We start from the raw sequence: 26,828 nt of genomic DNA, 5'->3' as shown, positions 1-26,828 counted from the left end.
GTGGCCGGGCCTGTCGTGGTGCTGGGGCTTGACCCCGGGAGCCAGGTGACGGGCTATGGCGTCGTGCGCGAGGCCTCGGGCAAGGCCGAGCTCGTGGCCGTGGGCACCATCCGCACCCCTTCCGGGGGCGACATGGCAGGACGCCTGGGCGTCATCTACAGCCGGGTGGCCGAGCTCATCAAGGCCCACGGACCTGGCGAGGCCGCCATCGAGAGCGTCTTCGTGGCCAAGAATTCCGCCTCGGCCATCAAGCTTGGGCAGGCGCGCGGGGCGGCCATGGCCGCCTGCGCCGTGGCTGGCTTAAGCGTGGCCGACTACCCGCCCACCCTGGTCAAGAAGGCCCTGGTGGGCGCGGGCCGGGCCGAGAAGGAACAGGTGGCCTTCATGGTGGCCCAGATCCTGGGCCAGAAGAAGCCCGAGTGGGCCCTGGACGCCAGCGACGCACTGGCCGTGGCCATCTGCCATTTGAACCAGCGCCGGCTTCGCCGGATGACAGGCAGCGCCGACTCCCGTTGACGGGGGCGCATGCGCAAACGGATGGAGGTCGCATGATCGCCTACATCGAGGGACGCCTGCTCGATCTGACCGGAAAGGGCTGCGTCGTGCTGACCTCCGGCGGAGTGGGCTACGAGATCGCGCTGCCCACCACCGCGCTTGTGAGCCTGCCGCAGAAGGGCGGCGAGGTCGCGCTCTTCACGCACATGATCGTGCGCGAGGACGCCCAGGACCTTTACGGTTTTACCGCCAAGGACGACCGCGACCTGTTCCGCCTGCTCATCGGCATCGACAAGCTTGGGCCGAAGAAGGCGCTCGCCATCCTCTCGCATTTCCGCCCTGACCACCTGCGCGAGCTGGTGCTGCGCGAGGACGCCGACATGCTGGCCACGGTGCCGGGCATCGGGCCCAAGTCCGCGCGCGAGATCATGTGGAAGCTCAAGGACAAGGTGGCGGGCATCAAGTCCGGGCCGCTCACCGCCGGGACCGCCCCGGAGCCGCCGCAGAGCGAATATTTCGACGCCATCTCCGGCATGAAGGCTCTGGGCTACACCGAGGACGAGGCGCGCGGCATGATGAAGGACATCTTTGACGCCGAGCCGGACATCGACGCCTCCACGGCCCTGCGCCTGGCCCTGAAGAAAATCGCGGCGGCGCGCACATGAGCGAAGACAGCACCCCCTGCTCCCTGCCGGACGACTCCATCCGGCCCAAGCGGCTGAACGACTTCATCGGCCAGGACGACCTGCGCTCCAACCTGGGCATCTTCATCCAGGCGGCGCGGGAGCGCGGCAAGGCGCTCGACCACACGCTGTTCTCCGGCAACCCCGGCCTGGGCAAGACGACGCTCGCGCAGATCATGGCCAGCGAGCTCGGCGTCAACATGGTGTCCACCAGCGGCCCGGTGCTGGAGCGCGTGGGCGACCTGGCGGCCATCCTGACCAACCTTTCCCGCCACGACATCCTGTTCATCGACGAGATCCACCGCATGCCCGCCACCGTGGAGGAGATCTTGTATCCCGCCATGGAGGACTACAAGATCGACCTCATCATCGGGCAGGGGCCGGGCGCGCGCACGGTCAAGATCGACCTGGAGCCGTTCACCCTCGTTGGCGCCACCACCCGCGTGGGGCTTTTGACCTCGCCCCTGCGCGACCGTTTCGGCTGCGTGTTCCGCCTGGAATTCTACGCGCCGGAGGAACTCGCGCGCATCGTCATGCGGGCGGCGGGCATCCTTGGCGTCAGCATCACGGAGGAGGGCGCCTGGGCCATTGGCCGCAGGTCGCGCGGGACCCCGCGCATCGCCGGGCGGCTGCTTCGGCGCATCCGCGACTACGCGGTGGTCCAGAACCAGGGCGTGGTGGACCAAAAGCTCGCCGAGGACTCCCTGGACCGCCTGGACGTGGACCCCTTCGGCCTGGACCAGATGGACAGAAAAATCCTCTCGCTCATCGTGAACCAGTTCAGCGGCGGGCCGGTGGGGGTGAAGACCATCGCCGTGGCCTGCTCGGAAGAGGCCCGCACCATCGAGGACATCTACGAGCCCTTCCTGATCCAGTGCGGGTTCATCAAGCGCACGCCGCGCGGCCGCGTGGCGACTGCCAAGGCCTACCAGCATCTCAAGATGCGCCTTGACGGGGGCGACGGTTCGCTGTAGTTCCTGCCAAGCGCGGGGTCTGTCCAAGGGCGGACCGGCGTTTTGAGAGAAAGAATCGGCCCCGTTGGACACCGTCCCAGCCGAAACACCGAACCGACACGCCGACCGGAACTACTCCGGGAATCGGCGCAAGCCTCCCCTGGACCTGGGCGCGACTGCCGCCCGCACTCCACGGGAACACGGAGGAACAGCCATGTTCGGACAGCTTTTACAGCCCACGCACCTGTTGCTGATCGTGGTCATCGCCCTGTTTATCTTCGGCCCCAGCAAGCTGCCCCAGCTCGGAGCCAGCATCGGCAAAAGCATCCGCGAGCTGCGCAAGGGCCTGGACGGCGTTGCCGAGCCCGGCGCGCAGGCCACCCAGCAGACCGAGACCAAGAAATAGTTCGCCGCCGCAACGCCTGCCGGGATCTGGTCCCGGCTTGAGTTCTGCGGCGGCTTGGCCGTTGCCGGAGCCGCGCATGAGCGGGCTGCCGGCTTTTGGTGTTGCGCGTCGCCTTGGCCACAGGGGCATGCGAGAGCGGGCCTGGAGGCACAGCCATCGCGCAAGCGCGGTTGACAGTCTGCAAGGCCAAGGTCTAATACCATGACGGCCAATTCAACAGCCTTAGAGGAAAAAATGGACGACCCATACAGTAAACGCTTGAATTTGTATAGTTTTATTAAAAGCTCAAGCGAATCCGAGTTGCCTGCACCGGCTGCTCGCGTCTAAAGCCGCCCAGCGCGCCAGCGCATCCCGGGCCGCCCCTGACGCGCCGCAGCTGAAAAGCTGGCGACGCACTGACAGGAGGTGGCCGATGCTCCGCACCCTCACTCGGATCACACACTTTGTGGGAACCCACGCTGCCAGACCCTTTGGGGCGCAGGCGGCGCGGCATTTCTTTTCGCACCCGAAAATCTCGCGGAGGCGCTCATGAGCGAACTCGACAGCGATCTTTTCCTGAGCGCGGTGCTGGATCGTCCGGTCATCAGCCAGTCCGGCCGCGAGATCGGTCGGCTGTGGGACGTGGCCATGAGCCCCGGCGAACCCTTGCCCTTGGTGAAGCACCTGCTGGTGCGCAAAGCCGGCCGGATCCGGCGCGTGCCCTGGGCCGACATCGCCCTGTTCAACCCGGTCGTGGTGTCGCTCAAGGGCGAGCTGGTGGGCGCGGGCGACGTGCCCGAGCTTGAGGACGAGGTGCTCATGCGCCGCGACATCCTCGACAAGCAGATCGTCGACGTGGACGGCGCGCGCGTGGTGCGCGTCAACGACCTGAAGCTCAAGGCCATGCTGGATGACTTGTGCCTTGCGGCGGTGGATGTGGGCTTCCGGGGCGTGCTGCGCCGCCTGGGCTACCTCAAGGCCTGGGATTTCATGGGAGGCGTGCTGCACAGGACCCTGGCCAAGAAGGAGATCGACTGGTTGTTCGTGCAACCCCTTGGCGCGAACCTCTCCAGGCTGACCCTGACCGTCACCCGCGACAAGCTCTCGGACCTGCACCCGGCGGACCTCGCGCACATCATCTCCCAGTTGCCGCACCAGAACGTTTCGGCGGTGCTGAACTCGCTGGACATGGACGTGGCTGGCGAGGCCCTGGGCGAGATGGAGCCAGAGGACTCCAGCCGCGTGCTGAGCCAGCTTGAGAGTTCGCTGGCCGCAGACGTGCTGGAGGAGATGCCCCCGGACGAGGCTGCGGACGTGCTGGCCGAATTTTCCGACGAGAAGGCGCAGGAACTGCTGTCGCACATGGACCCCGAGGACGCGGAGAAGGTCCAGGAGCTGCTGGAGCACGAGGACGACTCCGCCGGCGGCCTCATGAACAACGAATACCTTTTCGTCGCGCCCGACGCCACGGTGGACGACGCCATGAACCAGGTGCGCCTGCTGGCCGCGGATGTCGACAGCATCTACTACGTGTATGTGCTGGACGAGGCAGAGCAACTGCACGGCGTATTGAGCCTGAAGCGCCTGCTGCTGACCCCTGGCGACACGCCGGTGGCCGAGGTCATGAGCCGCAACCCCAAGAGCGTGCATGTCGATTCGGCTCTGGACGAGGTCTTCGAACTGGTGGTGCAGTACAAGCTGGCCGCCGTGCCCGTGCTGGAAGAGGACGGCAAGATGGCGGGCATCGTCTCGGCCGACGACATTCTTGAACATTTTCTGCCCTTCGCCCTGCGTTGGAAGCAGTACAAGGCCCTGCGCAAGTTCTAGGGGCCATGGGGTGAGGGGAGTACAGTGACCGCAGCTAAAATCATCGCGCCTTTGCGCAAGATCAACCGCCGGAACGTGTTCATGTTCCTGGCGTTGCTTGGCCCGGGCATCATCACCGCCAACGTGGACAACGACGCTGGCGGCATCACCACGTATTCGCTGGCCGGCGCGCAGTTCGGGCTCAAGCTCCTGTGGATGATGCTGCCGACAACGGTCGCCCTGGTTGTGGTTCAGGAGATGTGCGCGCGCATGGGCGCGGTGACGGGCAAGGGCCTGTCCGACCTGATCCGCGAGAGCTTCGGCGTCAAGATCACCTTCTACGTCATGATCGCGCTGCTCCTGACCAACCTGGGCAACACCGTGAGCGAGTTCGCGGGCATCGCGGCCAGCATGGAGCTTTTCGGCGTCAGCAAGTACGTGTCCGTGCCGCTGGCTGCCGTGGCGGTGTGGCTGCTCATCGTCAAGGGCTCCTACCGGCTGGTGGAGAAGGTTTTCCTGGTGGCCTGCCTGGTCTTCATCGCCTACCCCGTGGCGGCCTTCATGTCCGGCCCGGACTGGGGGCAGGTGCTCAAGGCCTCGGTGGTTCCGGACTTCAAGGTGACGCCCGACGCCGTGACCATGATGATCGGCGTGGTAGGCACCACCATCGCGCCCTGGATGCAATTCTACCAGCAGGCCAGCATCGTGGAGAAGGGCATCACCAAGGCCGACTACAATTTTTCGCGCCTGGACGTTATCCTGGGCTGCTTCATGGCCATCATCGTGGCCTTCTTCATTGTGGTCGCCTGCGCAGACACCATCTTCAAGGCCGGGATCAAGGTGGAGACGGCGGCCGACGCGGCCATGGCCCTGACACCGCTTGTGGGCCAGCACGCCACCACGCTCTTCGCCATCGGCCTGTTCAACGCCTCGCTCTTCGCGGCCTGCGTGCTGCCCCTCTCCACCGCCTATTATGTCTGCGAGGGCCTGGGCTGGGAACTCGGCGTGGACAAGGACTTCCGGGAAGCGCCGCAGTTCTTCTGGCTCTTCACCCTGCTCATCGCCATTTCCGCGGGGATCATCCTGCTTCCGGGCGCGCCGCTCATCGCCATCATGTTCCTCTCGCAGGTGGTCAATGGCGCGGTGCTGCCTTTTGTCCTCATATTCATGCTCATCCTCATCAATGACAAACGCCTCATGGGCGACTTCGTCAACGGCCCGGTCTTCAATACCATAGCCTGGGCCACCGTCGTCATCGTCATGGGGCTGACGCTGCTCATGACGCTCGACATGATCTTCCCGGGACTCATCGCGCGGCTCATGGGCAATTGACGCTCAGCGCGCCTCTCCCCATATAAGCCGGATGTCCATTGACCCCTGGCGCGCATTCATCTATATACTGGGCAAGACTGGGCGTCTCGCCGCTTGGCGGGAGGGCAGCAGCGATGAAGGAGGCTGCCATGGCGCTGGTGACGATCGACTTGGCTTTGTGCGACCGCGAAGGGGCTTGCATCGACTCTTGCCCTCACGGACTTTTGCTGCGCGGGCAGGATGGCCTTCCCGTGGAGCGCGTCGGCGCGGCTAGCCACTGCATCCGTTGCGGCCAGTGCGTGTCCGTGTGCTCCAAGAGCGCGCTAACCAACCACCTGCTTGCCGGGCAGGAATTCCAGGACAAATCCACGTTTGATCGGGCAGCCGACCCCCTGGCCTACATTATCAAGACCCGGCGCTCTGTGCGCGCCTTCCAGAAACGCGCTGTGGACAAGACGGTGTTCAAGTCGCTCTTCGACCTGGTCCGCTACGCTCCGACGGCCAACAACAGCCAGAAACTCTGGTGGCTTGTGACTCTGGAGGCTGAAAGCACAAAAAATTTTGCTGCCCTCGCCCTTGAATGGTTGATAAGATCATATTATCCTAACGAGTTGGAGAAGCCCTGGGAGGGCGACGCAGACCCTGTGCTTCGGGGCGCGCCGCACGTGGTCCTGTGCTGCGCCCCGGAGGAGTATCGTTGGGGAGCTACCGACGCCGCCATAGCCGTGACCCATGTGGAGCTTCTGGCTGCGTCGCGCGGGCTGGCAACCTGCTGGGCCGGCATCTTCATACGCGCCCTGGAAGGTTGGCCCCCTCTGCTTGAGGCTCTTGCGCTCCCGCCGGGACAGAAGGTTTTCGGCGGACTGATGCTGGGCTACCCACGCTTCAACCACCGCCTGGTGCCGCCGCGCAAGCCCGCAGCCATAGGCTGGCGCTGAGGAGAGCGGTTCCGACCAACGCGAAACCGCCCGGCTCCCCGCTTAGGGCGCCGGGCGGTTTTCATCTGCGCTTGGGCAATCTGAGGCTAGCCGCGCGCGGCTTCGATCCTTTCCTTGATGAGGGCCATGGCCCGCTTGGCCACCTGTGTAATCTCCGGCTTGCTGACCTGGTCGTCCGCGCCGACGGCATCGCCCTTGTGGCGGAGCTTGTCGGAAATGATGGACGAGAACAGGATCACGGGCAGATCCTTGAGCATGGGATCTTCCTTGATGCGCTTCGTGAGGTTGTGGCCGTCCATGACGGGCATTTCGATGTCGGAGATGACCACCTGCACGTAGTCCGTGACGGGCCTGTTCTCCTCCTCTGCGATCTTCTTGATGTGCATCAGCCGTTCCCAGCACTCTCCGCCGTGGGTGGTCTTCTCGACCAGGAAGTTGGCGCGGTGCAGCAGGTCGCCGATCATTTCACGGATGAGGGTGGAGTCATCGGCGATGAGCGCGCGGTACTGGGTGCCGGCCTCCCAGGTGACGTTCTCGTCGAAGCGCAGGCCAAGTTCCGGATTCAGCTCGGCAACGATCTTCTCCAGATCCAGAATGAAGATGATGCGGCCTTCAAGGCGCACCACGCCGGTGATGGAGTTCGAGGCCAGGGAGGACATGTACTTGTTCGGGGCCTCCACCTCCTCCCAACTGATGCGGTGGATGCGCGTGACGCCGGAGACCATGAACGCGGTGGTCACGTTGTTGAACTCGCAGACGATGACCTTGGGCGGTTCCTTGTCTCCGTGCTCCTTCTTCAGCCACTGGGCCAAATCCACCAGGGGGATGATCTGGTTGCGCAGGTTGAAGGCGCCAAGCACTGAGGGGTGGGAAACCTGGGGCATCTCCGTGATTTTGGGCATTCGGATGATTTCCAGGACCTTGGCAACGTTGACGCCGTAATAGCCCTTGTAGGCTTCCGCTTCGGAGGCCTGTGGTTCTTCCAGGTAGAACTCCACGATTTCCAGTTCGTTGGTCCCGGCCTCGAGGAGAATATTGGTCAGATTGGTGCTCATCGGCGGCTCCGTGTTCCGGCTGTTCGGTGTGAGGCCCGGGAAGGCGCTGGCTACAGCGCCCGCAGATGGGCTTCAATCTCGTCAATGATCCTTTTCGGCGTAGATGCCCCGGCAGTTAAGCCCATCTTCCCATATTTTACTACGTCAATGCCATGGAGGTCGTCAACGGTCTCTACAAGAATGGTCGGGGTCTGCTGGGCCTCGATGACCTGGGCGAGCCTGCGGGTGTTGCCGCTGGCCTTTCCGCCGACCACGACCACGCAGTCCGCCTGGCCCGCCAGGCGGATGGCCTCGTCCTGGCGCAGGCGCGTGGCGTCGCAAATGGTGTTCAGCACGACCAGGTCATCCTTCAGCCGGTCGGTGAGGTCGGCCTTGATCTGCTCAAAAGCCTTGCGGTCCTGGGTGGTCTGGGCGGCGAGAAAATACTGCCTGCCCGGGGCAAGCGCATGGGCGGCCAGTTCCTCGGGCGTCTCGAAAACGAAGGGTTCTTCGCCAGCGTAGCTCAGCAGCCCGCGAACCTCGGGGTGGTCGGTCTCGCCGAAGAGCAGCAGGCTGCGCCCGGTCTCGGCCTGTTCGTCGATGAGGAGCTGGGCGCGCTTGACCTTGGGGCAGGTGGCGTCCACCACCTCAACACCGCGTGCGATCAACTCGCGTTCGTCGCCAGCGGGGATGCCGTGGGCGCGGATGACAACGCGGGCGCCCGAAGGCACCTCCGCGACGGTTTTCGCAAGGGCCACGCCTCGTTGGGCATAGTCTTCCAACACCTGCGGATTGTGGATGATGGGCCCGAGCATGAACGTGGTGCGGCTTGAATCCGCAGCCAACAGATCATCAAGCTTTTTCAGGGCCAGGCCAACGCCCATGCAGAAGCCCGCCAAGCGGGCGCGGATGACTTCCATGATTGAGCATCTCCAACTGGTGTCACGGGCTGAGATACGTCAGGCCCGCACATGTTAACTAATGAACCAGGGGCATAAAGGAGTCAACAGCAAGGGACGGGCTGAATTACGTAACCTTGCCGTCCGCTGTGCCGCAGCCGTCCGTGAAATCGGCATGATCCATGGGCTCGCCGGATTCACAGAGCGTGGCGATGCGGCCCGCGGTGGTCTCCAGTTCCTCCCAGGTGGAACACTGGAGAAAGGCCTGGCGCAAGGCGCGGATGCCGGAAAAGCCTTTGGCGTAGCGAGGCAGAAAGGCTCTTAGCGCCCTGAGCGCGCGCGGCGTGCCGTCCAGGTTGCGCGCCAGCTGGATGTGCAGGGTCGCCGCCGCAGCCAGAGACTGGGCCGAGCGCGGCGCGCTCTCGCGTCCGGCCAGGATGTCCTTCAGGCGCTGGAATATCATCGGGTCGACCAGGGCGCCTCGGGCGAACATGACCCCGGCGCAATTGGTCTCCGCCAGGCAACGGGCAGCGTCCTCGGCCGAGAACAGGTCGCCGCTGGCCAGCACGGGAATGTCCACGGCGCGCACCAGCTGGCCGATGGCGCTCCAGTCGGCGGAGCCGCCGAAAAGCTGCTTGGCCGTGCGCGGGTGTAGGGTCAGCCAGCCACTGCCATGCCCGGCCAGGCGTTGGCCCAGCTCAATGTAGTTCTCCTCGCCGTGCTGGATGCCCAGGCGGAATTTGACGCCCACACGGCCAGGGCCGGCGTGGCGCACCATCACCTTGACGATGGCCTCGAGCACAGCGGGTCTGGCCATGAGCGCAGAGCCTGCGCCGCTTTTGTTGACCTTGCGCACGGAGCAGCCGCAGTTGAGGTCGAAGTGGGTGAACCCGCGCTCCAGCAGGAGCGGCATGGCGCGGTCGAAGATGTCCGGCTCGGCGCCGAAGAGCTGAACCACCAGAGGCGTGTCGCCAGCGTCGGAGGTCAGCAGCCTGGTGGTGCCGTGTCCGCCGAAGACCAGCCCCTTGGCGCTGACCATTTCCGTCACGGCGCAGGCCGCTCCGAAGGTTCGGCAGAGCATGCGGAAGGGGAGGTCGGAATAACCGGCCAGGGGGGCCAGCCACGGGGCATCGGGTGCGAAGGGCAGTTTTTGCATGGCGAAACGGGAGATAGGTCTTTCAGAGAGAGCCGTCAAAGGGATATTAGCGTGAAACTTTGCCGAAACGAAAGATATTTTGCATGCGCCGCAGAAAACCAGTTGACAAGCAGGGCGGATTCAAAATAGACAGTGCGGCCTTGGAAACGAGGGAATTGCTGGTGTCCACCGCGCTGAAGGCGCGCCATCGGTGGAGAAAAAGCTTGCAATTCACGGACGGGGCGTGTATGCGTCCTTGTTCACACGCTGGCGTAGCTCAATGGCAGAGCAGCTGACTTGTAATCAGCAGGTTGCGGGTTCAAGTCCCATCGCCAGCTCCAGGTTGAAGTGAATGGTGGGGTTCCCGAGTGGCCAAAGGGAACAGACTGTAAATCTGTCGGCGTCAGCCTTCGGAGGTTCAAATCCTCCCCCCACCACCACATACGCGGCAAGAAACGTCGTAGGAGACAGGACTGACACTGTCGCATGGACTACGGAATTACCGCGCGGGAATAGCTCAATTGGCTAGAGCATCAGCCTTCCAAGCTGAGGGTTGCGGGTTCGAGTCCCGTTTCCCGCTCCAAAGTCCAGGCCCATCGGGGGCCTCCTAAGGCGATCTTAGGCCCATGTAGCTCAGTCGGTAGAGCACTTCCTTGGTAAGGAAGAGGTCAACGGTTCAATTCCGTTCATGGGCTCCATATCTTTATTTTCACGGACAACCGCTGATACAAGCACAGGGGGTTCCAAAATGGGTAAGGCCAAATTTGAGCGCAAGAAGCCTCACGTTAACATCGGCACCATCGGCCACATCGACCACGGCAAGACCACCCTCACCGCCGCCATCACCAAGACGGCGTCCATGATGGGCATGGGCTCTTACGTTGCCTTCGACCAGATCGACAAGGCGCCGGAAGAGAAAGAGCGCGGCATCACCATCGCCACCGCACACGTTGAGTACGAGACCAAGAATCGTCACTACGCTCACGTGGACTGCCCCGGTCACGCCGACTACATCAAGAACATGATCACTGGCGCTGCCCAGATGGACGGCGCGATCCTGGTCGTGGCCGCCACCGACGGCCCCATGCCCCAGACTCGTGAGCACCTGCTGCTCGCCCGTCAGGTCGGCGTGCCTTACATGGTCGTCTTCATGAACAAGTGCGACATGGTCGACGACGCCGAGCTGCTCGAGCTGGTTGAGCTCGAAATGCGCGAGCTGCTGACCAAGTACGGCTTCCCCGGCGACGACGTGCCCATCATTCAGGGTTCCGCCCTGAAGGCTCTGGAGAGCGACGACCCGAACAGCGAAGAGTGCAAGTGCATCGCCGAGCTGCTGAACGCTTGCGACACCTACATTCCTGAGCCGGTCCGCGACATCGACAAGCCCTTCCTGATGCCCATCGAAGACGTGTTCTCCATCTCTGGCCGCGGCACCGTCGTGACCGGTCGTGTCGAGCGCGGCATCATCACCGTCGGTGACGAAGTTGAAATCGTCGGCATCAAGGACACCGTGAAGAGCACCTGCACCGGTGTTGAAATGTTCCGCAAGATCCTTGACCAGGGCCAGGCTGGCGACAACGTCGGCGTGCTCCTGCGCGGCATCAAGCGTGAAGATGTCGAGCGCGGCCAGGTTCTGGCCAAGCCCAAGAGCATCCCGCCGCACCGCAAGTTCAAGGCCGAAGTGTACGTCCTGTCCAAGGACGAGGGCGGCCGTCACACGCCGTTCTTCTCCGGCTACCGTCCGCAGTTCTACTTCCGCACCACCGACATCACTGGTGTCGTGACCCTGGAAGAGGGCGTCGAGATGGTCATGCCCGGCGACAATGCAACCTTCATCGTTGACATGATCCACCCCATCGCCATGGAGCAGGGACTGCGCTTCGCCATTCGCGAAGGCGGCCGCACCGTCGGCGCGGGTGTTGTCACCGAGATTCTGGAGTAATCCATGCGCGTCAATATCCAGCTTGCTTGCACCGAGTGCAAGCGGCGCAATTACGCGACGGAGAAGAATAAGAAGAACACTACGGGTCGTCTCGAAGTGAAGAAGTATTGCCCCTTTGACAGGAAGCATACGGTTCACCGCGAAACCAAGTAGTTACATGCAGGCCAGTAGCTCCAACGGCTAGAGCACCGGTCTCCAAAACCGGACGCTGTAGGTTCGAATCCTACCTGGCCTGCCACACCCCCAACATGGGGAGAACAATGTCGAAACATGCAGCGAAAGGCTCCAGCGGCCAGCAAGGCGCGGAACTGCCCGAGAAATCGGGTGTTGCCGCCAAGGCGCAGGAACTGAAGGTCTTCTTCGAGGAATCCCAGGTTGAGCTGAAAAAGATCACCTGGCCTTCCCGCAAGGAGACATATGCAACCTGTGCGGCGGTCATGGTCCTTGTCTTGGTCATGTCGCTATTCCTGGGCGTCGTCGATCTTGGCTTGTCCAAGATCATCGAGGCTGTGCTGTCCTAACCCCCTGGCAGGTGAGCGCAAGTGACTGAAGATAGCGCCGTTGGCGGGGAAAAACCGGCCCGCTGGTTCATCGTCCACACGTACTCGGGATTCGAGCAGCGTGTGGAGAAGACCATCCTTGAGATGATGCGTACCGGTCAGGAAAAGGGCCAGGTTCTTGAGGTCGTCGTTCCCACTGAGAAAGTGGTGGAGATGGTCAAGGGAGAGCGTCGCACCACGACCCGGAAGTTTTATCCGGGCTATGTCATGGTGAAGATGATCCTGACCGACGACTCCTGGCATCTGATCCAGTCCATCCCTCGCGTCACGGGCTTTGTGGGCGGAAAGAACCGTCCCACCCCAATGCGCGACAGTGAAGCACAGACCATCCTCTCCATGATGGAGAGCAGGCAGGAACAGCCCCGTCCCAAGTTCAACTTCGAAAGAGGCGACGAGGTTCGGGTTATCGACGGCCCCTTCAGTGGTTTCAACGGTGTCGTCGAGGATGTGAATTACGACAAGGGCAAGCTCCGCGTGGCCGTCTCCATTTTCGGGCGTCAGACCCCGGTGGAGCTCGACTTCGTCCAGGTGACGAAGGGCTAGACGGACCCTGTTCGACTGCAGCGGGCAATCGCCTGCGAGGATATAAAAATGGCCAAGAAAATCACTGGTAAAGTTAAGCTGCAGATTCCTGCCGGCGTGGCCAACCCGTCCCCCCCGGTGGGTCCGGCGCTGGGCCAGCACGGCGTGAACATCATGGAGTTCTGCAAGGCGTTCAACGCCAAGACGCAGGACCAGAAGGGCATGATCATTCCGGTGATCATCACCGTGTATGCGGACCGCACCTTCTCCTTCATCACCAAGACCCCTCCGGCTCCGGTGCTCCTGCTCAAGGCCGCCAAGATCGAGAAGGGCTCCGGCGAGCCCAACAAGACCAAAGTCGGCAAGGTCACCATGGCTCAGGTGGAGGAAATCGCCAAGCTTAAGGCGCCCGATCTTACGGCCAAGTCCCTTGAGGCCGCCAAGAATTGCGTCGTTGGCACTGCCCGCAGCATGGGCCTTGAAGTCATAGGGTAGCGAGGATAAGCCATGCCGAAACACGGAAAAAACTACGACAAGGCCGCTGAAGGCTTTGATTCGACAGTGCGTTACGCGGTGAACGAGGCTGTCAAGCTCGCCATCGAAAACTCCTTCGCCAAGTTCGACGAGACCGTTGATGTCGCCATCAACCTCGGCGTCGATCCCAAGTACTCCGACCAGATGGTGCGCGGCGCCTGTCCCCTGCCGAACGGCCTGGGCAAGACCGCTCGCGTCATCGTCTTCTGCAAGCCGGACAAGGAAGCCGAGGCCAAAGAGGCCGGAGCCGACGAGTGCGGCGGCGATGAGCTGGTGGAAAAGATCAAGGGCGGTTGGCTCGACTTCGACAACGCCGTCGCCACCCCTGACATGATGGCCAAGGTCGGCCAGATCGGCCGCATGCTCGGCCCCCGCGGCCTGATGCCCAACGCCAAGACCGGCACCGTCACCTTCAACGTGGGCGAGGCCGTCCGCGAGCTGAAGGCTGGCCGCGTGGAGTTCAAGGTCGACAAGGCGGGCATCCTGCACGCTCCCATCGGCAAGAAGTCCTTCGGCGCCGAGAAGCTCCTGCAGAATCTGTCTGCCCTTCTTGACACCGTGAACCGCCTGAAGCCTTCCACGGCCAAGGGCACGTACTTGAAGGCCATGGCTGTGGCCACCACCATGGGCCCGGGCGTCAAGATCGACACCCAGACCCTGCGCAAGTTCCTGGAAGTCTAGTCCCGGTTTGGGCGGATTGGCCGCCCAACCGGTTTTTTATGTAAGCACGGGAAGTTGAGTCGAAGAAAGCAGGCGGGCCTTCAGCCCTTAATCACCTGCCGAGACGTACTTTGCTTTCCGGGCCAAAGAACGACGAGGAGCGAGACACGATGAACAGGCAAGGAAAAGCCCAGATCATCGAGCAGCTGCATGAAAAGGCTGCGCGCGCGAACATCGCTGTCGTCACCGACTTCAAGGGCATGGGCGTTGAGGAGATGACTATTCTCCGCGCCAAGCTCCGCGAAGCCGGAGTCGATTACCAAGTCGTCAAGAACACCCTGGCCCGGTTGGCGCTCACGGACACGTCCCACGCTGTCCTCAATGAGCGTCTTAAGGAAAACTGTGCAGTTGCCTTGGGCTACGATGATCCCGTTGCCCTGGCCAAGGCTTTGTCCGATTTCGCAAAGGGGAGCAAAAAGCTTTCCATGCGTTTCGGCAGCCTTGAGGGAAAGTTCCTTGACGAGGAGGGCGTGAAGCAGCTTGCAACGCTGCCCAGCAAGCCCGAACTGTTGGGCAAGTTGCTTGGCACCATGAATGCGGTGCCCACCAACTTTGTCGGCGTGTTCGCGGCAATTCTCCGCAACTTCCTGTACGCCTTGAATGCAATCAAGGAGCAGAAGGAAGGCGGAGCGGCCCCCGAAGCCCAGTAACCCCAGTTAACCAAAGCAAACGCAACTTTCCAGGAGGAATATACCATGTCCGTTACCAAAGAGCAGGTTGTTGAGTTCATCTCCAGCATGACCGTTCTCGAACTGGCCGACTTCATCAAGGAGCTTGAGGAGAAGTTCGGCGTTTCCGCCGCCGCTCCCGTGGCCGCTTTCGCCGCTGCCCCCGCTGGTGGCGCCCCGGCCGAGGCCGCTGAAGAGAAGACCGAGTTCGACGTCATCCTGAAGGATGCCGGCGCCAACAAGATCGGCGTCATCAAGGTCGTCCGCGCCCTTACCGGCCTGGGCCTGAAGGAAGCCAAGGACAAGGTTGACGGCGCTCCCCAGGCCATCAAGGAAGGCGTTTCCAAGGCTGACGCCGAGGCCGCCAAGAAGGACCTGACCGAAGCCGGCGCCGTCGTCGAGGTTAAGTAGATCACCGCTTCTAACTGAAGCGTTTCCGGGCGAAGGGCGCACCCTTGACGGGGTGCGTCCTTTGTCCCGTCTTTCTATTTTTTGAAGAACCGGCACCTGGCAGAAGCCACTGGTGCAAGCGCGACGGGAACCTGGCGCGCACGGCTTAGGCGGCTTGAGATCAGTCTCGCCGCGAACGAATTTCCACCCGCCCCCCTAGCGGAGATCTGATTCCACCTGGGGACTTGAAACGACGAAGATGAATTTTCCGCCTTTTCTGGACCGGGAGTAGCCACGAGTTCCCCTGTATGGTAACAGCGCCACAGGGGCGTGCTGTCTTCTGTGAACACCAACCGTCTCGCTCGATGAGGTGACAATGGCCCAGCTCACGAAACTGTTCGGAAAGATTGCCAATACCCTTCCGATCCCGCACCTGCTTGAACTCCAGGTGGATTCCTACCTGAAATTTTTGCAGCGCGACGTCCCGCCGGCCAGCCGTGCCGACCTGGGACTGGAGGCCGTCTTCCGCTCCGTATTTCCCATCGAAGATTTCAACAAGACCGCCAGCCTCGAGTACGTCAGCTACATCATTCAGGAGCCCAAGTACGACGAGGATGAGTGCATTGCCAAAGGCCTGACCTTTGAGGCTCCCATCCGCCTCATCGTTCGCCTGGTGGTGTTCGATGTGGACGAGGAGTCCGGTGCTCGCACCATTCGCGACATCAAGGAACAGGACATCTATTTCGGTACCATTCCCTTGATGACCGACAAGGGCACCTTCATCATCAACGGTACCGAGCGGGTCATCGTCAACCAGCTCCAGCGCTCCCCCGGCATCATCTTCGAGCACGACTCGGGCAAGACGCACTCCAGCCGCAAGGTGCTGTACTCCTCGCGCATCATCCCCATGCGCGGCTCCTGGCTGGACTTCGACTTCGACCACAAGGACATCCTGTACGTGCGCATCGACCGCCGCCGCAAGATGCCCGCCACAATCCTGTTCAAGGCCATGGGTCTGACCAAGACCGACATCCTTGACTACTTCTACGACCATGAAGAGTACATGTTCGACGGCGAGCGCGTGCTGCGCAAGCTCTCCAAGGACCAGTACCGCAAGGAAGACGCCTTCGAGGACATCGTCCTGTCCGACGGCAAGGTGGCGGTGAAGAAGAATCGTCCCGTGACCAAGAAGGCCTGGCGCGACATGATGAAGGACGGCATGGAGGCCATGGAGGTCTCCCCCGACACGCTGCTCGGCCAGTTCCTCGCCCAGGACATTGTTGACGCAAACTCCGGCGAAGTTCTCTTCGAGGCCTCCACCGAGCTTTCCGCCGACATCATCGAGACCATCCGCGCCACTGGCGTCAAGGAAATCCGCGTGCTGTTCACGCGTGGCATGGACGTGTCCTCGTCCATGCGCGACACCCTGGCCGCCGACAAGACCACGGACCTGGCCTCTGCGCAGATTGAAATCTATCGTCGCTTGCGCCCCAGCTCTCCGCCCACGCCCGAGATCGCCGCGAGCTTCTTCGAGAACCTCTTCCGCAGCTCGGACTACTACGACCTCTCCACTGTCGGCCGCTACAAGCTGAATACGCGTCTGGGCATCAACGAGCCCCTTGAGCTGCGCACCCTGACCAATGAGGACATCCTCAAGGCGGTCAAGATCCTGGTGAAGCTGAAGGACTCCCACGGTCCTGCCGACGACATCGACCATCTGGGCAACCGCCGCGTCCGCCCCGTGGGCGAGCTGGTGGAAAACCAGTACCGCATCGGTCTGGTGCGCATGGAGCGCGCCATCAAGGAGCGCATGAGCCTGCAGGAAGTGTCCACGCTCATGCCGCACGACCTCATCAATCCCAAGCCCGTGGCCGCGGTGCTGAAAGAGTTCTTCGGAACCAGCCAGCTCTCGCAGTTCATGGACCAGACCAACCCTCTGTCCGAAGTGACGCACAAGCGCCGCCTCTCGGCCCTGGGACCCGGCGGTCTGACCCGCGAGCGCGCGGGCTTCGAGGTGCGCGACGTGCACACCTCGCACTACGGCCGCATCTGCCCCATCGAGACGCCGGAAGGACCGAACATCGGCCTCATCGTCTCCCTGACCACCTACGCCCGCGTCAACGACTACGGCTTCATCGAGACCCCGTACCGCGTGGTCAAGGATGGCCGCGCCGGCGAGGAGATCCTGTGGATGGACGCCTCCCGCGAGGCCAGCGAGTCGGTGGCCCAGGCCAGCCTGAAGCTGGATGCGGACGGCACCATTCAGGCTCCGCTTGTCCAGGCGCGCATCTCGGGCGACGTGAACATCGTGCCCACCGAGACCGTCACGCTCATGGACATCTCGCCCAGCCAGATCGTGTCCATCTCCGCCGCGCTCATCCCCTTCCTCGAGCACGACGACGCCAACCGCGCCCTCATGGGTTCGAACATGCAGCGCCAGGCCGTGCCGCTGCTGAAGAGCGAAGTGCCGCTGGTGGGCACCGGCATGGAGGGCGTTGTCGCCCAGGATTCCGGCGCCTGCATCCTGGCCAAGGCCGACGGCGTGGTCCACTTCGCCGATGCCGAGCGCCTCATCGTCAACTATGACGATTCGGTTAATCCGAACACCGGCGGCGCCATGCACTACGAGCTGCAGAAGTGGCACAAGAGCAACCAGAACTCCTGCTTCGGCCAGCGCCCCTGCGTCAAGGTCGGCCAGCGCGTCAAGAAGGGCGAGGTCATGGCCGACGGCCCCGGCATCAAGAACGGCGAGCTTGCCCTGGGCAAGAACCTGCTGGTCGCCTTCATGCCCTGGTGCGGTTACAACTACGAAGACTCCATCCTCATCTCCGAGCGCGTGGTCAAGGAGGACGTCTACACCTCCGTGCACATCGAGGAGTTCGAAGTCGTGGCGCGCGACACCAAGCTCGGACCCGAGGAAATCACCCGCGACATCCCGAACGTGAGCGAGGAGATGCTGCGCAACCTCGACGATTGCGGCATCATCCGCCTGGGCGCCCGCGTGGTGCCCGATGACATCCTGGTCGGCAAGATCACCCCCAAGGGCGAGACCCAGCTGACCCCTGAAGAGAAGCTCCTGAGGGCCATCTTCGGCGACAAGGCCCGCGACGTGAAAAACACCAGCCTCAAGGTTCCGCCTGGAATCGAGGGCACCGTGGTCGACGTCAAGGTCTTCAACCGCAGAAGCGGCGAGAAGGACGATCGCACCCTGTCCATCGAGCAGTCGGCGCTTTCCGCCTTCGACATGAAGGAGATGAAGCACATCGCCGCGCTGACCGACAACGTGCGCGAGCGCGTTTGGGAAGTGGTCGAGAAGAAGACCATCTCCCAGCCGCTGATGGGCAAGAAGAAGGGCGAGGTGCTCGTGGAGAGCGACCGCCCCTTGACCCGCGAAGTACTGGACGACCTGCCGCTCAAGAAGCTGGCCGGGCTGTTCTCCTCCAAGGATGTCAACGATCAGATCAAGAACATCCTGGCCGACTACGAGCGCCAGGTGAAATTCATCAAGACCGTCTACGACGTGAAGCGCGAGAAGGTCACCGAGGGCGACGATCTGCCTCCGGGCGTCATCAAGATGTGCAAGGTCTACGTTGCGGTGAAGCGCAAGCTCTCCGTGGGCGACAAAATGGCCGGCCGTCACGGCAACAAGGGCGTCGTCTCCTGCATCCTGCCGGAAGAGGACATGCCCTTCTTCGCAGACGGCACCCCCATGGACATCGTGCTGAACCCGCTGGGCGTTCCTTCGCGTATGAACATCGGGCAGATCATGGAGACCCACCTGGGGTGGGCCGCCCGCGAGCTGGGCGCGCAGATGAACGCCCTCATCGAGTCCGGCGAAGCCATGAAGCAGGTGCGCAGTGAGCTGAACGACGTGTTCTCCGCCAAGGAGACCGTGGAGCTCATCAAGGGCCTGAGCGACGAGGAGCTGACCACGGCGGTCAAGAACCTGCGCCACGGCATCATCACCAAGACCCCGGTCTTCGACGGCGCGAGCGAGGAAGAGATCTGGGGCTGGCTGGAGCGCGCGGGCCTGCCGGACGACGGCAAGATCACCCTGTACGACGGCCGCACCGGCGAGACCTTCCACAGTCGCGTCACCGTGGGCGTCATGTACATGCTGAAGCTGCACCACCTGGTCGACGAGAAGATCCACGCCCGTTCCACGGGCCCATACTCCCTGGTCACCCAGCAGCCGTTGGGCGGCAAGGCCCAGTTCGGCGGACAGCGTCTGGGTGAAATGGAAGTCTGGGCGCTCGAGGCTTACGGCGCGGCGTACCTGCTCCAGGAATTCCTCACGGTCAAGTCCGACGACGTGGCTGGCCGCGTGAAGATGTACGAGAAGATAGTGAAGGGCGACAACTTCCTGGAGGCCGGCCTGCCCGAGTCCTTCAACGTGCTTATCAAGGAGTTGATGTCCCTGGGCCTGGATGTGAACCTGATCCAGGACGAGAAGAAGAGGCCCGCCAGAAGGCAGTAGGACGGGGCGCACCCCGACCGTTGGTGGGTTGACCCGCATGCGCGGGTTCTAAGGGAACTGTCAAACTTACGAGGAAAATCCATGAGCTTGGACGAACTGTTCACCATGCGTGGAGCCACAAATCTGGGCGTCTCCGGTCGCAACCTGAAGGCGATCCAGATCTCTATAGCCTCTCCCGAGAAGATCCGTGAATGGAGCTTCGGCGAGGTCAAAAAGCCTGAGACCATCAACTACCGCACCTTCAAGCCGGAGCGCGATGGCCTTTTCTGCGCCAAGATCTTCGGTCCCGTGAAGGACTACGAGTGCAATTGCGGCAAGTACAAGCGCATGAAGCACCGCGGCATCGTCTGCGAAAAGTGCGGCGTCGAGGTCATCGCCTCGAAGGTCCGCCGCGAGCGCATGGGTCACATCGAACTGGCGGCGCCCGTTGCGCACATCTGGTTCCTGAAGACCCTGCCCTCCAAGATCGGCACCCTGCTCGACATCACCATGGCCGATCTGGAGAAGGTGCTCTACTTCGACTCCTACATCGTGCTCGATCCGGGCGAGACCAGCCTGAAGAAGCTGCAGGTGCTGGGCGAAGACCAGTACCTCCAGGTCATCGACCACTATGGCGAGGATGTCGTCACCGTGGGCATGGGCGCGGAGACCATCCGCAAGCTGCTTGAGGCCATCAACCTCGAAGAGCTGCGCGCCACCCTGCGCGAGGAGAGCGCCACCACGCGCTCCCAGACCAAGAAGAAAAAGATCACCAAGCGCCTCAAGATCGTCGAGGCCTTCATCGAGTCCGGCAACAAGCCGGAGTGGATGATCATGGAAGTGGTTCCGGTCATTCCGCCCGAGCTGCGCCCCCTCGTCCCCCTGGACGGCGGCCGCTTCGCCACGAGCGACCTGAACGACCTGTACCGCCGCGTCATCAACCGCAACAACCGCCTGAAGCGGCTGCTCGAGCTCGGCGCGCCGGACATCATCATCCGCAACGAAAAGCGCATGCTGCAGGAAGCTGTCGACGCCCTGTTCGACAACGGCCGCCGCGGTCGCGCCATCACCGGCACCAACGGCCGCCCGCTGAAGTCCCTGTCCGACATGATCAAGGGCAAGCAGGGCCGCTTCCGCCAGAATCTGCTCGGCAAGCGCGTCGACTACTCCGGCCGTTCGGTCATCGTGGTCGGCCCGAACCTGAAGCTGCACCAGTGCGGCTTGCCCAAGAAGATGGCGCTCGAGCTGTTCAAGCCCTTCATCTACTCCGAGCTTGAGAAGCGCGAGATCGCCACCACCATCAAGAGCGCCAAGAAGATGGTCGAGCGCGAGGACCTGGTCGTGTGGGACATCCTTGAGGATGTCGTGCGCGAGTACCCGATCCTGCTCAACCGCGCGCCGACCCTGCACCGCCTGGGCATCCAGGCCTTCGAGCCGCTCCTGGTCGAAGGCAAGGCCATCCAGCTGCACCCGCTGGTCTGCGCCGCGTACAACGCGGACTTTGACGGCGACCAGATGGCTGTGCACGTGCCCCTCTCCGTCGAGGCACAGATCGAATGCCGCGTGCTCATGATGAGCTCCAACAACATTCTCTCGCCCGCCAACGGCAGCCCGGTCATCAACCCCAGCCAGGACATCGTGCTTGGACTGTACTACCTGACCACCGCCCGCAGCTTTGAGAAGGGCGAGGGCATGGTCTTCACCGAGGCCTGGGAGGTCATCGCCGCCCACAGCGCCGGGCACCTGGGGCTGCACGCCCGCATCAAGTGCCGCGTGAAGGGCGAGCTGGTGGAAACCACCTGTGGCCGCATCATCGCCAGCGAACTCCTGCCCGAGAAGCTCGGCTTCGAGAACGTCAACCTGGTGCTGAACAAGAAGAACATCGGCCGCCTTGTGGCCATGGCCTACCGCACCGCGGGCACCAAGGCCACGGTCATCCTGTGCGACCGCCTGAAGAGCCTCGGCTACGACTACGCCACCAAGGCGGGCGTGACCATCGGCGTGAAGGACCTGAAGATCCCGGACGGCAAGTCCAAGCTGCTCTCCGACGCCCAGCAGGAAGTCGAGGACATCGAAGTCCAGTACCGCGAAGGCATCATCACCCGCACGGAAAAGTACAACAAGGTCGTTGACGTGTGGACCAAGACCACCAACGAGGTCTCCCTGCAGATGATGGAGGAGATCTCGAAGGATACGGTCATCGACGCGCGCACCGGCGACGCCGAGGTCAACGCCAGCTTCAACCCCATCTACATGATGGCCACCTCCGGCGCTCGAGGCAACCAGGACCAGATGCGCCAGCTGGCCGGCATGCGCGGCCTGATGGCCAAGCCCTCCGGCGAAATCATCGAGACGCCCATCACGGCGAGCTTCCGTGAAGGCCTCTCGGTTCTCCAGTACTTCATCTCCACCCACGGCGCTCGTAAGGGTCTCGCGGATACGGCGCTCAAGACGGCCAACTCCGGTTACCTCACCCGCCGCCTGGTGGACGTGGTCCAGGATGTCACCGTGTGCGAGATCGACTGCGGCACCGTGGACGGCCTGGAGCTCACGCACTACATCAAGGACGGCGAGATCAAGCAGCGCCTGGCCGAGCGCGTGCTCGGACGCACCACCATGTTCCCGGTCTTCGACGAAGACACCGGCGAGCTCATCGTGGAGGCCAACACGCTCATCGACGAGACCATCGCCGAGAAGATCGACCAGGCCGGCATCAACTCCATCCACATCCGTTCCGGCCTGACGTGCAAGAGCCCCCAGGGCGTGTGCGCCTGCTGCTACGGACGTGACCTGGCCCGCGGCCACATCGTCAACGTGGGCGAAACCGTCGGCATCATCGCCGCCCAGTCCATCGGCGAGCCCGGCACCCAGCTCACCATGCGTACCTTCCACATCGGCGGTACGGCGTCGCGTGAAATCGAACAGTCGCGCATCGACGCCCAGCACAACGGTCGCGTCGTGTTCTCGCGCATGAGAAACGTCACCAACTCCGAGGGCGTCGTGATGGTCCTCGGCAAGAGCTGCCAGGTCGGCGTGGTGGACGAGCAGGGGCGCGAGCGTGAGAAGTACACGCTGCCCTCCGGCGCCCGCCTGCTGGCGAAGGAAGGCCAGGAGATCAAGAAGGGCCAGGCCATCGCCGAATGGGACCCCTTCAACGAGCCCTTCATCGCCGACGTCAACGGCATCGTCCAGTTCAAGGACATTGTCGAAGGCAAGACGTACCAGGAGCGCGTGGACGACATGACCCAGCGCGCCACGTACACCATCATTGAGTACCGTACCACGAGCTTCCGCCCGTCCATCTCCATCAATGACGAGAAGGGCGTGCCCGTGCCGCGTCCCGGCAGCGCGCTCAAGGCCGAGTTCCCCATGCCCGTGGGCGCCATTCTGATGGTCAAGGACGGCGACGAGATCAAGGCCGGCGACATCGTCGCCCGCCGCCCGCGCGAGTCCAGCAAGACCAAGGACATCGTCGGCGGTCTGCCGCGCGTCGCCGAGCTCTTCGAAGTGAGAAAGCCCAAGGAACAGGCGGTCGTCAGCGAAATCGACGGCATCTGCTCCTTCGGCGCGGAGAGCAAGGGCAAGCGCAAGATCGTGGTCGTGCCGGAAACCGGCGAGACCAAGGAATACCTGATCCCCAAGGGCAAGCACATCACCGTGCAGGAAGGCGACTTCGTGGAGGCGGGCGACCTGCTTACCGAAGGCTACCCCGAGCTGCATGACATTCTCAAAATCAAGGGCGAGAAGCACCTTGCCCGCTACCTGGTGGAAGAGATCCAGAACGTCTACCGGGTGCAGAGCGTTAACATCAACGACAAGCACATCGAGATCATCGTGCGCCAGATGCTGAAGAAGGTCAGCATCATCGATCCGGGCGACACCACGTTCCTCATCGGGGAGCAGGTGGACAAGGTCCGCTTCATGGAGGAGAACAACGCGGTCATCGCCAAGGGCGGCGCCCCGGCTACCGCCGAGACGCTTGTTCTGGGCATCACCCAGGCCTCCCTGTCCACGGACTCCTTCATCTCGGCGGCCTCCTTCCAGGAGACCACCAAGGTGCTGACCGAAGCGTCGCTGTCGGGCAAGTCCGACTCGCTGCGCGGACTTAAGGAAAACGTCATCGTGGGACGTCTGATCCCGGCCGGCACGGGCTATCGCCAGTACGCCGACGCCGAGATCAGCGTGCCTGAACAGCCTGAGCGTCCTGACAAGTTCCTTGAGGAGCTTGAGGACGATCCGCTGCTCATTGAGCCTTTTTAATGCGTCCGTCCCCGGACGCGCGATACACCAAGGGTGGGCGCCAGAGTAGGGCGTCCACCTGTTTCCCCGTGACCGGGGATGTGGCAGGGGGCTTGACAACAGGTCGCTTTGGGAATAAGAGCGGTCCTCTTGCATTGTTTATAAGCACTTTTTCGGAGGGTTCATGCCTACTATCAGCCAGTTGATCCGCAAGTCGCGCAAAAAGATCGGCAAGCGCAAAAAGACCCCGGCACTGCTCGAATGTCCGCAGCGCCGTGGCGTGTGCACGCGCGTGTACACCACCACGCCCAAGAAGCCGAACTCCGCGCTCCGTAAGGTTGCCCGCGTGCGGCTGACCAACGGCATCGAGGTTACCGCGTACATTCCCGGCGAAGGCCACAACCTTCAGGAGCACTCTGTTGTGCTCATTCGCGGCGGCCGCGTGAAGGACCTTCCCGGTGTCCGCTACCATATCGTCCGTGGCACTCTGGACACCGCCGGTGTTTCCGATCGTCGCCAGGGCCGTTCCAAGTACGGCGCCAAGCGTCCGAAGTAACGCAAAGCACGGGAAGGAGAAGTACCCATGCCCCGCAAAGGACCCATCACCAAGCGTCAGGTTCTGCCTGATCCGGTTTACGGCAGCCGCATGGCCGCCAAGTTCATCAATCGCCTGATGTACGACGGCAAGAAGAGCACCGCTGAGCGCATCTTCTACGAAGCCCTCGAATCCCTGGGCGAGAAGAGCAAGGAAGATCCCATCCGCGCCTTTGAAAAGGCTCTGGACAACGTTCGTCCGCACCTCGAGGTCAAGAGCCGCCGCGTTGGCGGCGCCACCTACCAGGTGCCCATGGAAGTGCGCCCCGACCGCCAGAGCGCCCTGGCCATCCGCTGGCTGATCAACTACTCCCGCTCCCGCGGCGAGAAGGGCATGGTCGACCGCCTGTCCGGCGAATTGCTGGACGCCTTCAATAATCGTGGCGGCGCCGTGAAGAAGAAGGAAGAAACCCACAAGATGGCCGAGGCGAACAAGGCCTTCGCTCACTACCGCTGGTAGTCACGGGGAGTTAGAACAGTGTCCAAAGTTGTCCCCAGCGAGAAGCAGCGCAATATCGGCATCATGGCCCACATTGATGCCGGCAAGACCACGACCACCGAGCGCATTCTCTATTATACCGGCGTCTCTCACAAGATTGGCGAAGTGCACGACGGCCAGGCTACCATGGACTGGATGGTCCAGGAGCAGGAGCGCGGCATCACCATCACCAGTGCGGCCACGACTTGTTTCTGGCGTGAGCACCGCATCAACATCATCGACACTCCCGGTCACGTCGACTTCACCATGGAAGTCGAGCGCTCCCTGCGCGTGCTTGACGGCGCTGTGGCCGTCTTCGACGCCGTCGCCGGCGTCGAGCCCCAGTCCGAGACCGTCTGGCGCCAGGCCGACCGTTACAACGTCCCGCGCATCGCCTTCGTCAACAAGATGGACCGCGTCGGCGCCGACTACTTCCGCTGCGTGGACATGATCAAGAATCGCCTGGGCGCCAAGCCCGTGCCTCTGCACATCCCCATCGGATCCGAAGACTCATACGTGGGCATGGTCGACCTGGTGCGCGGCAACGCCATCGTCTACGTCGACCGCGCCGCAGACAAGGGCGTTGCCTTCGACGTGGTCGAGGTTCCCGCCGATCTCAAGGCCAAGTACGACGAACTGCGCCTGGTCATGCTGGAAGCGGTCGTTGAGGAAGACGAAGCCTTGATGGAGAAGTACCTCGCTGGCGAGGAGCTCACCGAAGACGAAATCATCCTGGGCATCCGCAAGGCGACCATCGCCATGAAGATCTGCCCGGTGCTCTGCGGCACGGCCTTCCGCAACAAGGGCGTGCAGCCCCTGCTCGACGCCGTCATCGACTACCTGCCGTCCCCCATCGACATTCCGGCCATGATCGGCTCCAACCCCGACAACGAGGAAGAAAAGATCGAGTGCCCCTGCGACGATTCCAAGCCGCTGGCGGCCCTGGCCTTCAAGCTCATGACCGACCCCTTCGTCGGCCACCTGACCTTCCTGCGCGTCTATTCCGGCCGCATCGAATCCGGTGCAACCGTGGTCAACGCGGGCAATGGCAAGAAGGAGCGCATCGGCCGTCTGCTCAAGATGCACGCCAACAAGCGTGAGGAGATCAAGGAAGCCCTGGCTGGCGACATCGTCGCCGCCGTCGGCCTCAAGAGCGTCTCCACCGGCGACACCCTGGCCGATCTGAAGGCCCCCGTGGTCCTCGAGTCCCTGGATATCCCGGAGCCCGTCATCGAGGTCGCCATCGAGCCCAAGACCAAGGCCGACCGCGACGTGCTCTCCGCCGCCCTCGCCAAGCTGACCAAGGAAGACCCCTCGTTCCGCGTCAAGGGTGACGAGGAAACCGGTCAGACCCTCATCGCCGGCATGGGCGAGCTGCACCTGGAGATCATCGTCGACCGCCTGCTGCGTGAGTTCAACGTCAACGCCAACGTCGGCGCGCCCCGCGTCGCCTACCGCGAGACCATCACCAAGCCTGCCAAGTGCGACATGAAGCACGCCAAGCAGACCGGTGGCCGCGGCCAGTACGGCCACGTCGTCATCGAGATCGAGCCCAACCCGGCGGGCGGCTATGTCTTCGAGGATGAGATCAAGGGTGGCATCATCCCCAAGGAATACATCGCCCCGGTCGGTCGCGGCATCGAGGACGCCCTGAAAAACGGCATCCTGGCCGGCTTCCCCGCCGTGGACATCAAGGTCAAGCTGGTCTTCGGCTCCTACCACGAAGTCGACTCCAGCGAGCAGGCCTTCTACGTGGCGGGCTCCATGGCCGTCAAGGAAGCCGCCCAGAAGGCCGGTCCCGTGCTGCTTGAGCCCATCATGGGTGTCGAAGTGGTCACTCCCGAGGAATACCTCGGCGATGTCATGGGTGACCTGAACGGCCGCCGTGGCCGCGTGAGCAGCCTGGAGGCGCGTGTGTCCTCCCAGGTCATCACCGCCCAGGTGCCCCTGTCGAACATGTTCGGCTACGCCACGGACCTGCGTTCTCGCACCCAGGGCCGCGCCACCTTCACCATGCAGTTCGACCACTACGAGCAGGTTCCCGGGAACATCGCTGAAGAGATCATGAAGAAGAAATAGTCGCCGG

General features: G+C 62.7%; 23 protein-coding genes and 5 tRNA genes. 25 read left to right on the top strand and 3 right to left on the bottom strand.

What is annotated here, in order from left to right:
• The 7 genes from ruvC to RDU24_RS01245 all read left to right on the top strand — a co-directional run bounded on the left by ruvC (position 1) and on the right by RDU24_RS01245 (position 6,571).
• Positions 1–516, top strand: a complete 516-nt coding sequence (ruvC, locus tag RDU24_RS01275; protein ID WP_308733906.1) for a crossover junction endodeoxyribonuclease RuvC — start codon at positions 1–3, stop codon at positions 514–516.
• 32 nt (positions 517–548) lie between these two features.
• Positions 549–1,160, top strand: coding sequence for a Holliday junction branch migration protein RuvA (gene ruvA, locus RDU24_RS01270; protein ID WP_308733905.1), 612 nt, complete (start codon positions 549–551; stop codon positions 1,158–1,160).
• On the top strand, positions 1,157–2,152 hold the full coding sequence (gene ruvB / locus RDU24_RS01265) for a Holliday junction branch migration DNA helicase RuvB (RefSeq protein WP_308733904.1): 996 nt from the start codon (positions 1,157–1,159) through the stop codon (positions 2,150–2,152). The genes ruvA and ruvB overlap by 4 nt, the downstream gene beginning before the upstream one ends.
• 193 nt (positions 2,153–2,345) lie before the next feature.
• Complete coding sequence (gene tatA / locus RDU24_RS01260; protein WP_308733903.1) at positions 2,346–2,537, top strand: twin-arginine translocase TatA/TatE family subunit; 192 nt, start codon at positions 2,346–2,348, stop codon at positions 2,535–2,537.
• 528 nt (positions 2,538–3,065) lie between these two features.
• Entirely contained in the window at positions 3,066–4,343 is a 1,278-nt protein-coding gene (locus RDU24_RS01255; protein ID WP_308733902.1) for a magnesium transporter MgtE N-terminal domain-containing protein, read from the top strand.
• Positions 4,344–4,367: 24 nt separating this feature from the next.
• Entirely contained in the window at positions 4,368–5,654 is a 1,287-nt protein-coding gene (locus RDU24_RS01250; protein WP_308733901.1) for an Nramp family divalent metal transporter, read from the top strand.
• A 128-nt stretch (positions 5,655–5,782) separates the two neighbouring features.
• Entirely contained in the window at positions 5,783–6,571 is a 789-nt protein-coding gene (locus RDU24_RS01245) for a nitroreductase family protein (RefSeq protein WP_308733900.1), read from the top strand.
• A gap of 86 nt (positions 6,572–6,657) precedes the next feature.
• Here RDU24_RS01245 and RDU24_RS01240 read toward each other — a convergent pair whose 3' ends face one another.
• The 3 genes from RDU24_RS01240 to RDU24_RS01230 all read right to left on the bottom strand — a co-directional run bounded on the left by RDU24_RS01240 (position 6,658) and on the right by RDU24_RS01230 (position 9,660).
• A complete protein-coding gene (locus RDU24_RS01240) occupies positions 6,658–7,626 on the bottom strand; it encodes a chemotaxis protein (protein WP_308733899.1) in 969 nt (322 codons plus the stop codon).
• 50 nt (positions 7,627–7,676) lie between these two features.
• Positions 7,677–8,525, bottom strand: coding sequence for a 4-hydroxy-3-methylbut-2-enyl diphosphate reductase (ispH, locus tag RDU24_RS01235; RefSeq protein ID WP_308733898.1), 849 nt, complete (start codon positions 8,523–8,525; stop codon positions 7,677–7,679).
• Between the two features lie 106 nt (positions 8,526–8,631).
• Complete coding sequence (locus RDU24_RS01230; RefSeq protein WP_308733897.1) at positions 8,632–9,660, bottom strand: tRNA dihydrouridine synthase; 1,029 nt, start codon at positions 9,658–9,660, stop codon at positions 8,632–8,634.
• Positions 9,661–9,905: 245 nt separating this feature from the next.
• Here RDU24_RS01230 and RDU24_RS01225 point away from each other — a divergent pair.
• From RDU24_RS01225 to fusA, 18 genes are all read left to right on the top strand, one after another.
• Positions 9,906–9,980, top strand: a tRNA-Thr gene (locus RDU24_RS01225).
• 13 nt (positions 9,981–9,993) lie between these two features.
• Positions 9,994–10,079, top strand: a tRNA-Tyr gene (locus RDU24_RS01220).
• Between the two features lie 66 nt (positions 10,080–10,145).
• Positions 10,146–10,222, top strand: a tRNA-Gly gene (locus RDU24_RS01215).
• A 39-nt stretch (positions 10,223–10,261) separates the two neighbouring features.
• Positions 10,262–10,337, top strand: a tRNA-Thr gene (locus RDU24_RS01210).
• A 50-nt stretch (positions 10,338–10,387) separates the two neighbouring features.
• Complete coding sequence (gene tuf, locus RDU24_RS01205) at positions 10,388–11,581, top strand: elongation factor Tu (protein ID WP_308733896.1); 1,194 nt, start codon at positions 10,388–10,390, stop codon at positions 11,579–11,581.
• Between the two features lie 3 nt (positions 11,582–11,584).
• Positions 11,585–11,734, top strand: coding sequence for a 50S ribosomal protein L33 (rpmG, locus tag RDU24_RS01200; protein ID WP_308733895.1), 150 nt, complete (start codon positions 11,585–11,587; stop codon positions 11,732–11,734).
• Positions 11,735–11,742: 8 nt separating this feature from the next.
• A tRNA-Trp gene (locus tag RDU24_RS01195) sits at positions 11,743–11,819 on the top strand.
• Between the two features lie 22 nt (positions 11,820–11,841).
• On the top strand, positions 11,842–12,102 hold the full coding sequence (gene secE / locus RDU24_RS01190; RefSeq protein ID WP_308733894.1) for a preprotein translocase subunit SecE: 261 nt from the start codon (positions 11,842–11,844) through the stop codon (positions 12,100–12,102).
• 21 nt (positions 12,103–12,123) lie between these two features.
• Positions 12,124–12,684 (top strand): transcription termination/antitermination protein NusG, encoded by a 561-nt coding sequence (gene nusG / locus RDU24_RS01185; protein ID WP_308733893.1) that lies wholly within the window; start codon positions 12,124–12,126, stop codon positions 12,682–12,684.
• A 48-nt stretch (positions 12,685–12,732) separates the two neighbouring features.
• Positions 12,733–13,158 (top strand): 50S ribosomal protein L11, encoded by a 426-nt coding sequence (gene rplK, locus RDU24_RS01180; RefSeq protein ID WP_308733892.1) that lies wholly within the window; start codon positions 12,733–12,735, stop codon positions 13,156–13,158.
• Positions 13,159–13,170: 12 nt separating this feature from the next.
• Entirely contained in the window at positions 13,171–13,878 is a 708-nt protein-coding gene (gene rplA, locus RDU24_RS01175) for a 50S ribosomal protein L1 (RefSeq protein WP_308733891.1), read from the top strand.
• A 149-nt stretch (positions 13,879–14,027) separates the two neighbouring features.
• A complete protein-coding gene (gene rplJ / locus RDU24_RS01170; protein ID WP_308733890.1) occupies positions 14,028–14,567 on the top strand; it encodes a 50S ribosomal protein L10 in 540 nt (179 codons plus the stop codon).
• Between the two features lie 45 nt (positions 14,568–14,612).
• A complete protein-coding gene (rplL, locus tag RDU24_RS01165; protein ID WP_308733889.1) occupies positions 14,613–14,996 on the top strand; it encodes a 50S ribosomal protein L7/L12 in 384 nt (127 codons plus the stop codon).
• Between the two features lie 355 nt (positions 14,997–15,351).
• Positions 15,352–19,452 (top strand): DNA-directed RNA polymerase subunit beta, encoded by a 4,101-nt coding sequence (gene rpoB, locus RDU24_RS01160; protein WP_308733888.1) that lies wholly within the window; start codon positions 15,352–15,354, stop codon positions 19,450–19,452.
• Between the two features lie 105 nt (positions 19,453–19,557).
• Positions 19,558–23,691 (top strand): DNA-directed RNA polymerase subunit beta', encoded by a 4,134-nt coding sequence (gene rpoC / locus RDU24_RS01155; protein ID WP_441319105.1) that lies wholly within the window; start codon positions 19,558–19,560, stop codon positions 23,689–23,691.
• Between the two features lie 163 nt (positions 23,692–23,854).
• Complete coding sequence (rpsL, locus tag RDU24_RS01150; protein ID WP_308733886.1) at positions 23,855–24,226, top strand: 30S ribosomal protein S12; 372 nt, start codon at positions 23,855–23,857, stop codon at positions 24,224–24,226.
• A 27-nt stretch (positions 24,227–24,253) separates the two neighbouring features.
• Positions 24,254–24,724, top strand: a complete 471-nt coding sequence (gene rpsG, locus RDU24_RS01145) for a 30S ribosomal protein S7 (protein ID WP_308733885.1) — start codon at positions 24,254–24,256, stop codon at positions 24,722–24,724.
• An 18-nt stretch (positions 24,725–24,742) separates the two neighbouring features.
• Positions 24,743–26,821, top strand: coding sequence for an elongation factor G (gene fusA, locus RDU24_RS01140; RefSeq protein ID WP_308733884.1), 2,079 nt, complete (start codon positions 24,743–24,745; stop codon positions 26,819–26,821).
• The last annotated feature ends 7 nt before the right edge of the window (positions 26,822–26,828 follow it).

The sequence above is a fragment of the Humidesulfovibrio sp. genome (assembly GCF_031082295.1).
Taxonomy (GTDB): domain Bacteria; phylum Desulfobacterota; class Desulfovibrionia; order Desulfovibrionales; family Desulfovibrionaceae; genus Humidesulfovibrio.
The sequence above is the reverse complement of the archived record's forward strand: the minus strand, read 5'-3'. Positions and strand labels throughout refer to the sequence as shown.

Bases quoted from the DNA above. Each gene is read 5' to 3' on its own strand.
- ruvA (WP_308733905.1), top strand. From the start codon at position 549: ATGATCGCCTACATCGAGGGACGCCTGCTCGATCTGACCGGAAAGGGC.
- ruvB (WP_308733904.1), top strand. From the start codon at position 1,157: ATGAGCGAAGACAGCACCCCCTGCTCCCTGCCGGACGACTCCATCCGG.
- tatA (WP_308733903.1), top strand. From the start codon at position 2,346: ATGTTCGGACAGCTTTTACAGCCCACGCACCTGTTGCTGATCGTGGTC.
- RDU24_RS01255 (WP_308733902.1), top strand. From the start codon at position 3,066: ATGAGCGAACTCGACAGCGATCTTTTCCTGAGCGCGGTGCTGGATCGT.
- RDU24_RS01245 (WP_308733900.1), top strand. From the start codon at position 5,783: ATGGCGCTGGTGACGATCGACTTGGCTTTGTGCGACCGCGAAGGGGCT.
- RDU24_RS01240 (WP_308733899.1), bottom strand. From the start codon at position 7,626: ATGAGCACCAATCTGACCAATATTCTCCTCGAGGCCGGGACCAACGAA.
- ispH (WP_308733898.1), bottom strand. From the start codon at position 8,525: ATGGAAGTCATCCGCGCCCGCTTGGCGGGCTTCTGCATGGGCGTTGGC.
- RDU24_RS01230 (WP_308733897.1), bottom strand. From the start codon at position 9,660: ATGCAAAAACTGCCCTTCGCACCCGATGCCCCGTGGCTGGCCCCCCTG.
- tuf (WP_308733896.1), top strand. From the start codon at position 10,388: ATGGGTAAGGCCAAATTTGAGCGCAAGAAGCCTCACGTTAACATCGGC.
- rpmG (WP_308733895.1), top strand. From the start codon at position 11,585: ATGCGCGTCAATATCCAGCTTGCTTGCACCGAGTGCAAGCGGCGCAAT.
- secE (WP_308733894.1), top strand. From the start codon at position 11,842: ATGTCGAAACATGCAGCGAAAGGCTCCAGCGGCCAGCAAGGCGCGGAA.
- rplK (WP_308733892.1), top strand. From the start codon at position 12,733: ATGGCCAAGAAAATCACTGGTAAAGTTAAGCTGCAGATTCCTGCCGGC.
- rplA (WP_308733891.1), top strand. From the start codon at position 13,171: ATGCCGAAACACGGAAAAAACTACGACAAGGCCGCTGAAGGCTTTGAT.
- rplJ (WP_308733890.1), top strand. From the start codon at position 14,028: ATGAACAGGCAAGGAAAAGCCCAGATCATCGAGCAGCTGCATGAAAAG.
- rplL (WP_308733889.1), top strand. From the start codon at position 14,613: ATGTCCGTTACCAAAGAGCAGGTTGTTGAGTTCATCTCCAGCATGACC.
- rpoB (WP_308733888.1), top strand. From the start codon at position 15,352: ATGGCCCAGCTCACGAAACTGTTCGGAAAGATTGCCAATACCCTTCCG.
- rpoC (WP_441319105.1), top strand. From the start codon at position 19,558: ATGCGTGGAGCCACAAATCTGGGCGTCTCCGGTCGCAACCTGAAGGCG.
- rpsL (WP_308733886.1), top strand. From the start codon at position 23,855: ATGCCTACTATCAGCCAGTTGATCCGCAAGTCGCGCAAAAAGATCGGC.
- rpsG (WP_308733885.1), top strand. From the start codon at position 24,254: ATGCCCCGCAAAGGACCCATCACCAAGCGTCAGGTTCTGCCTGATCCG.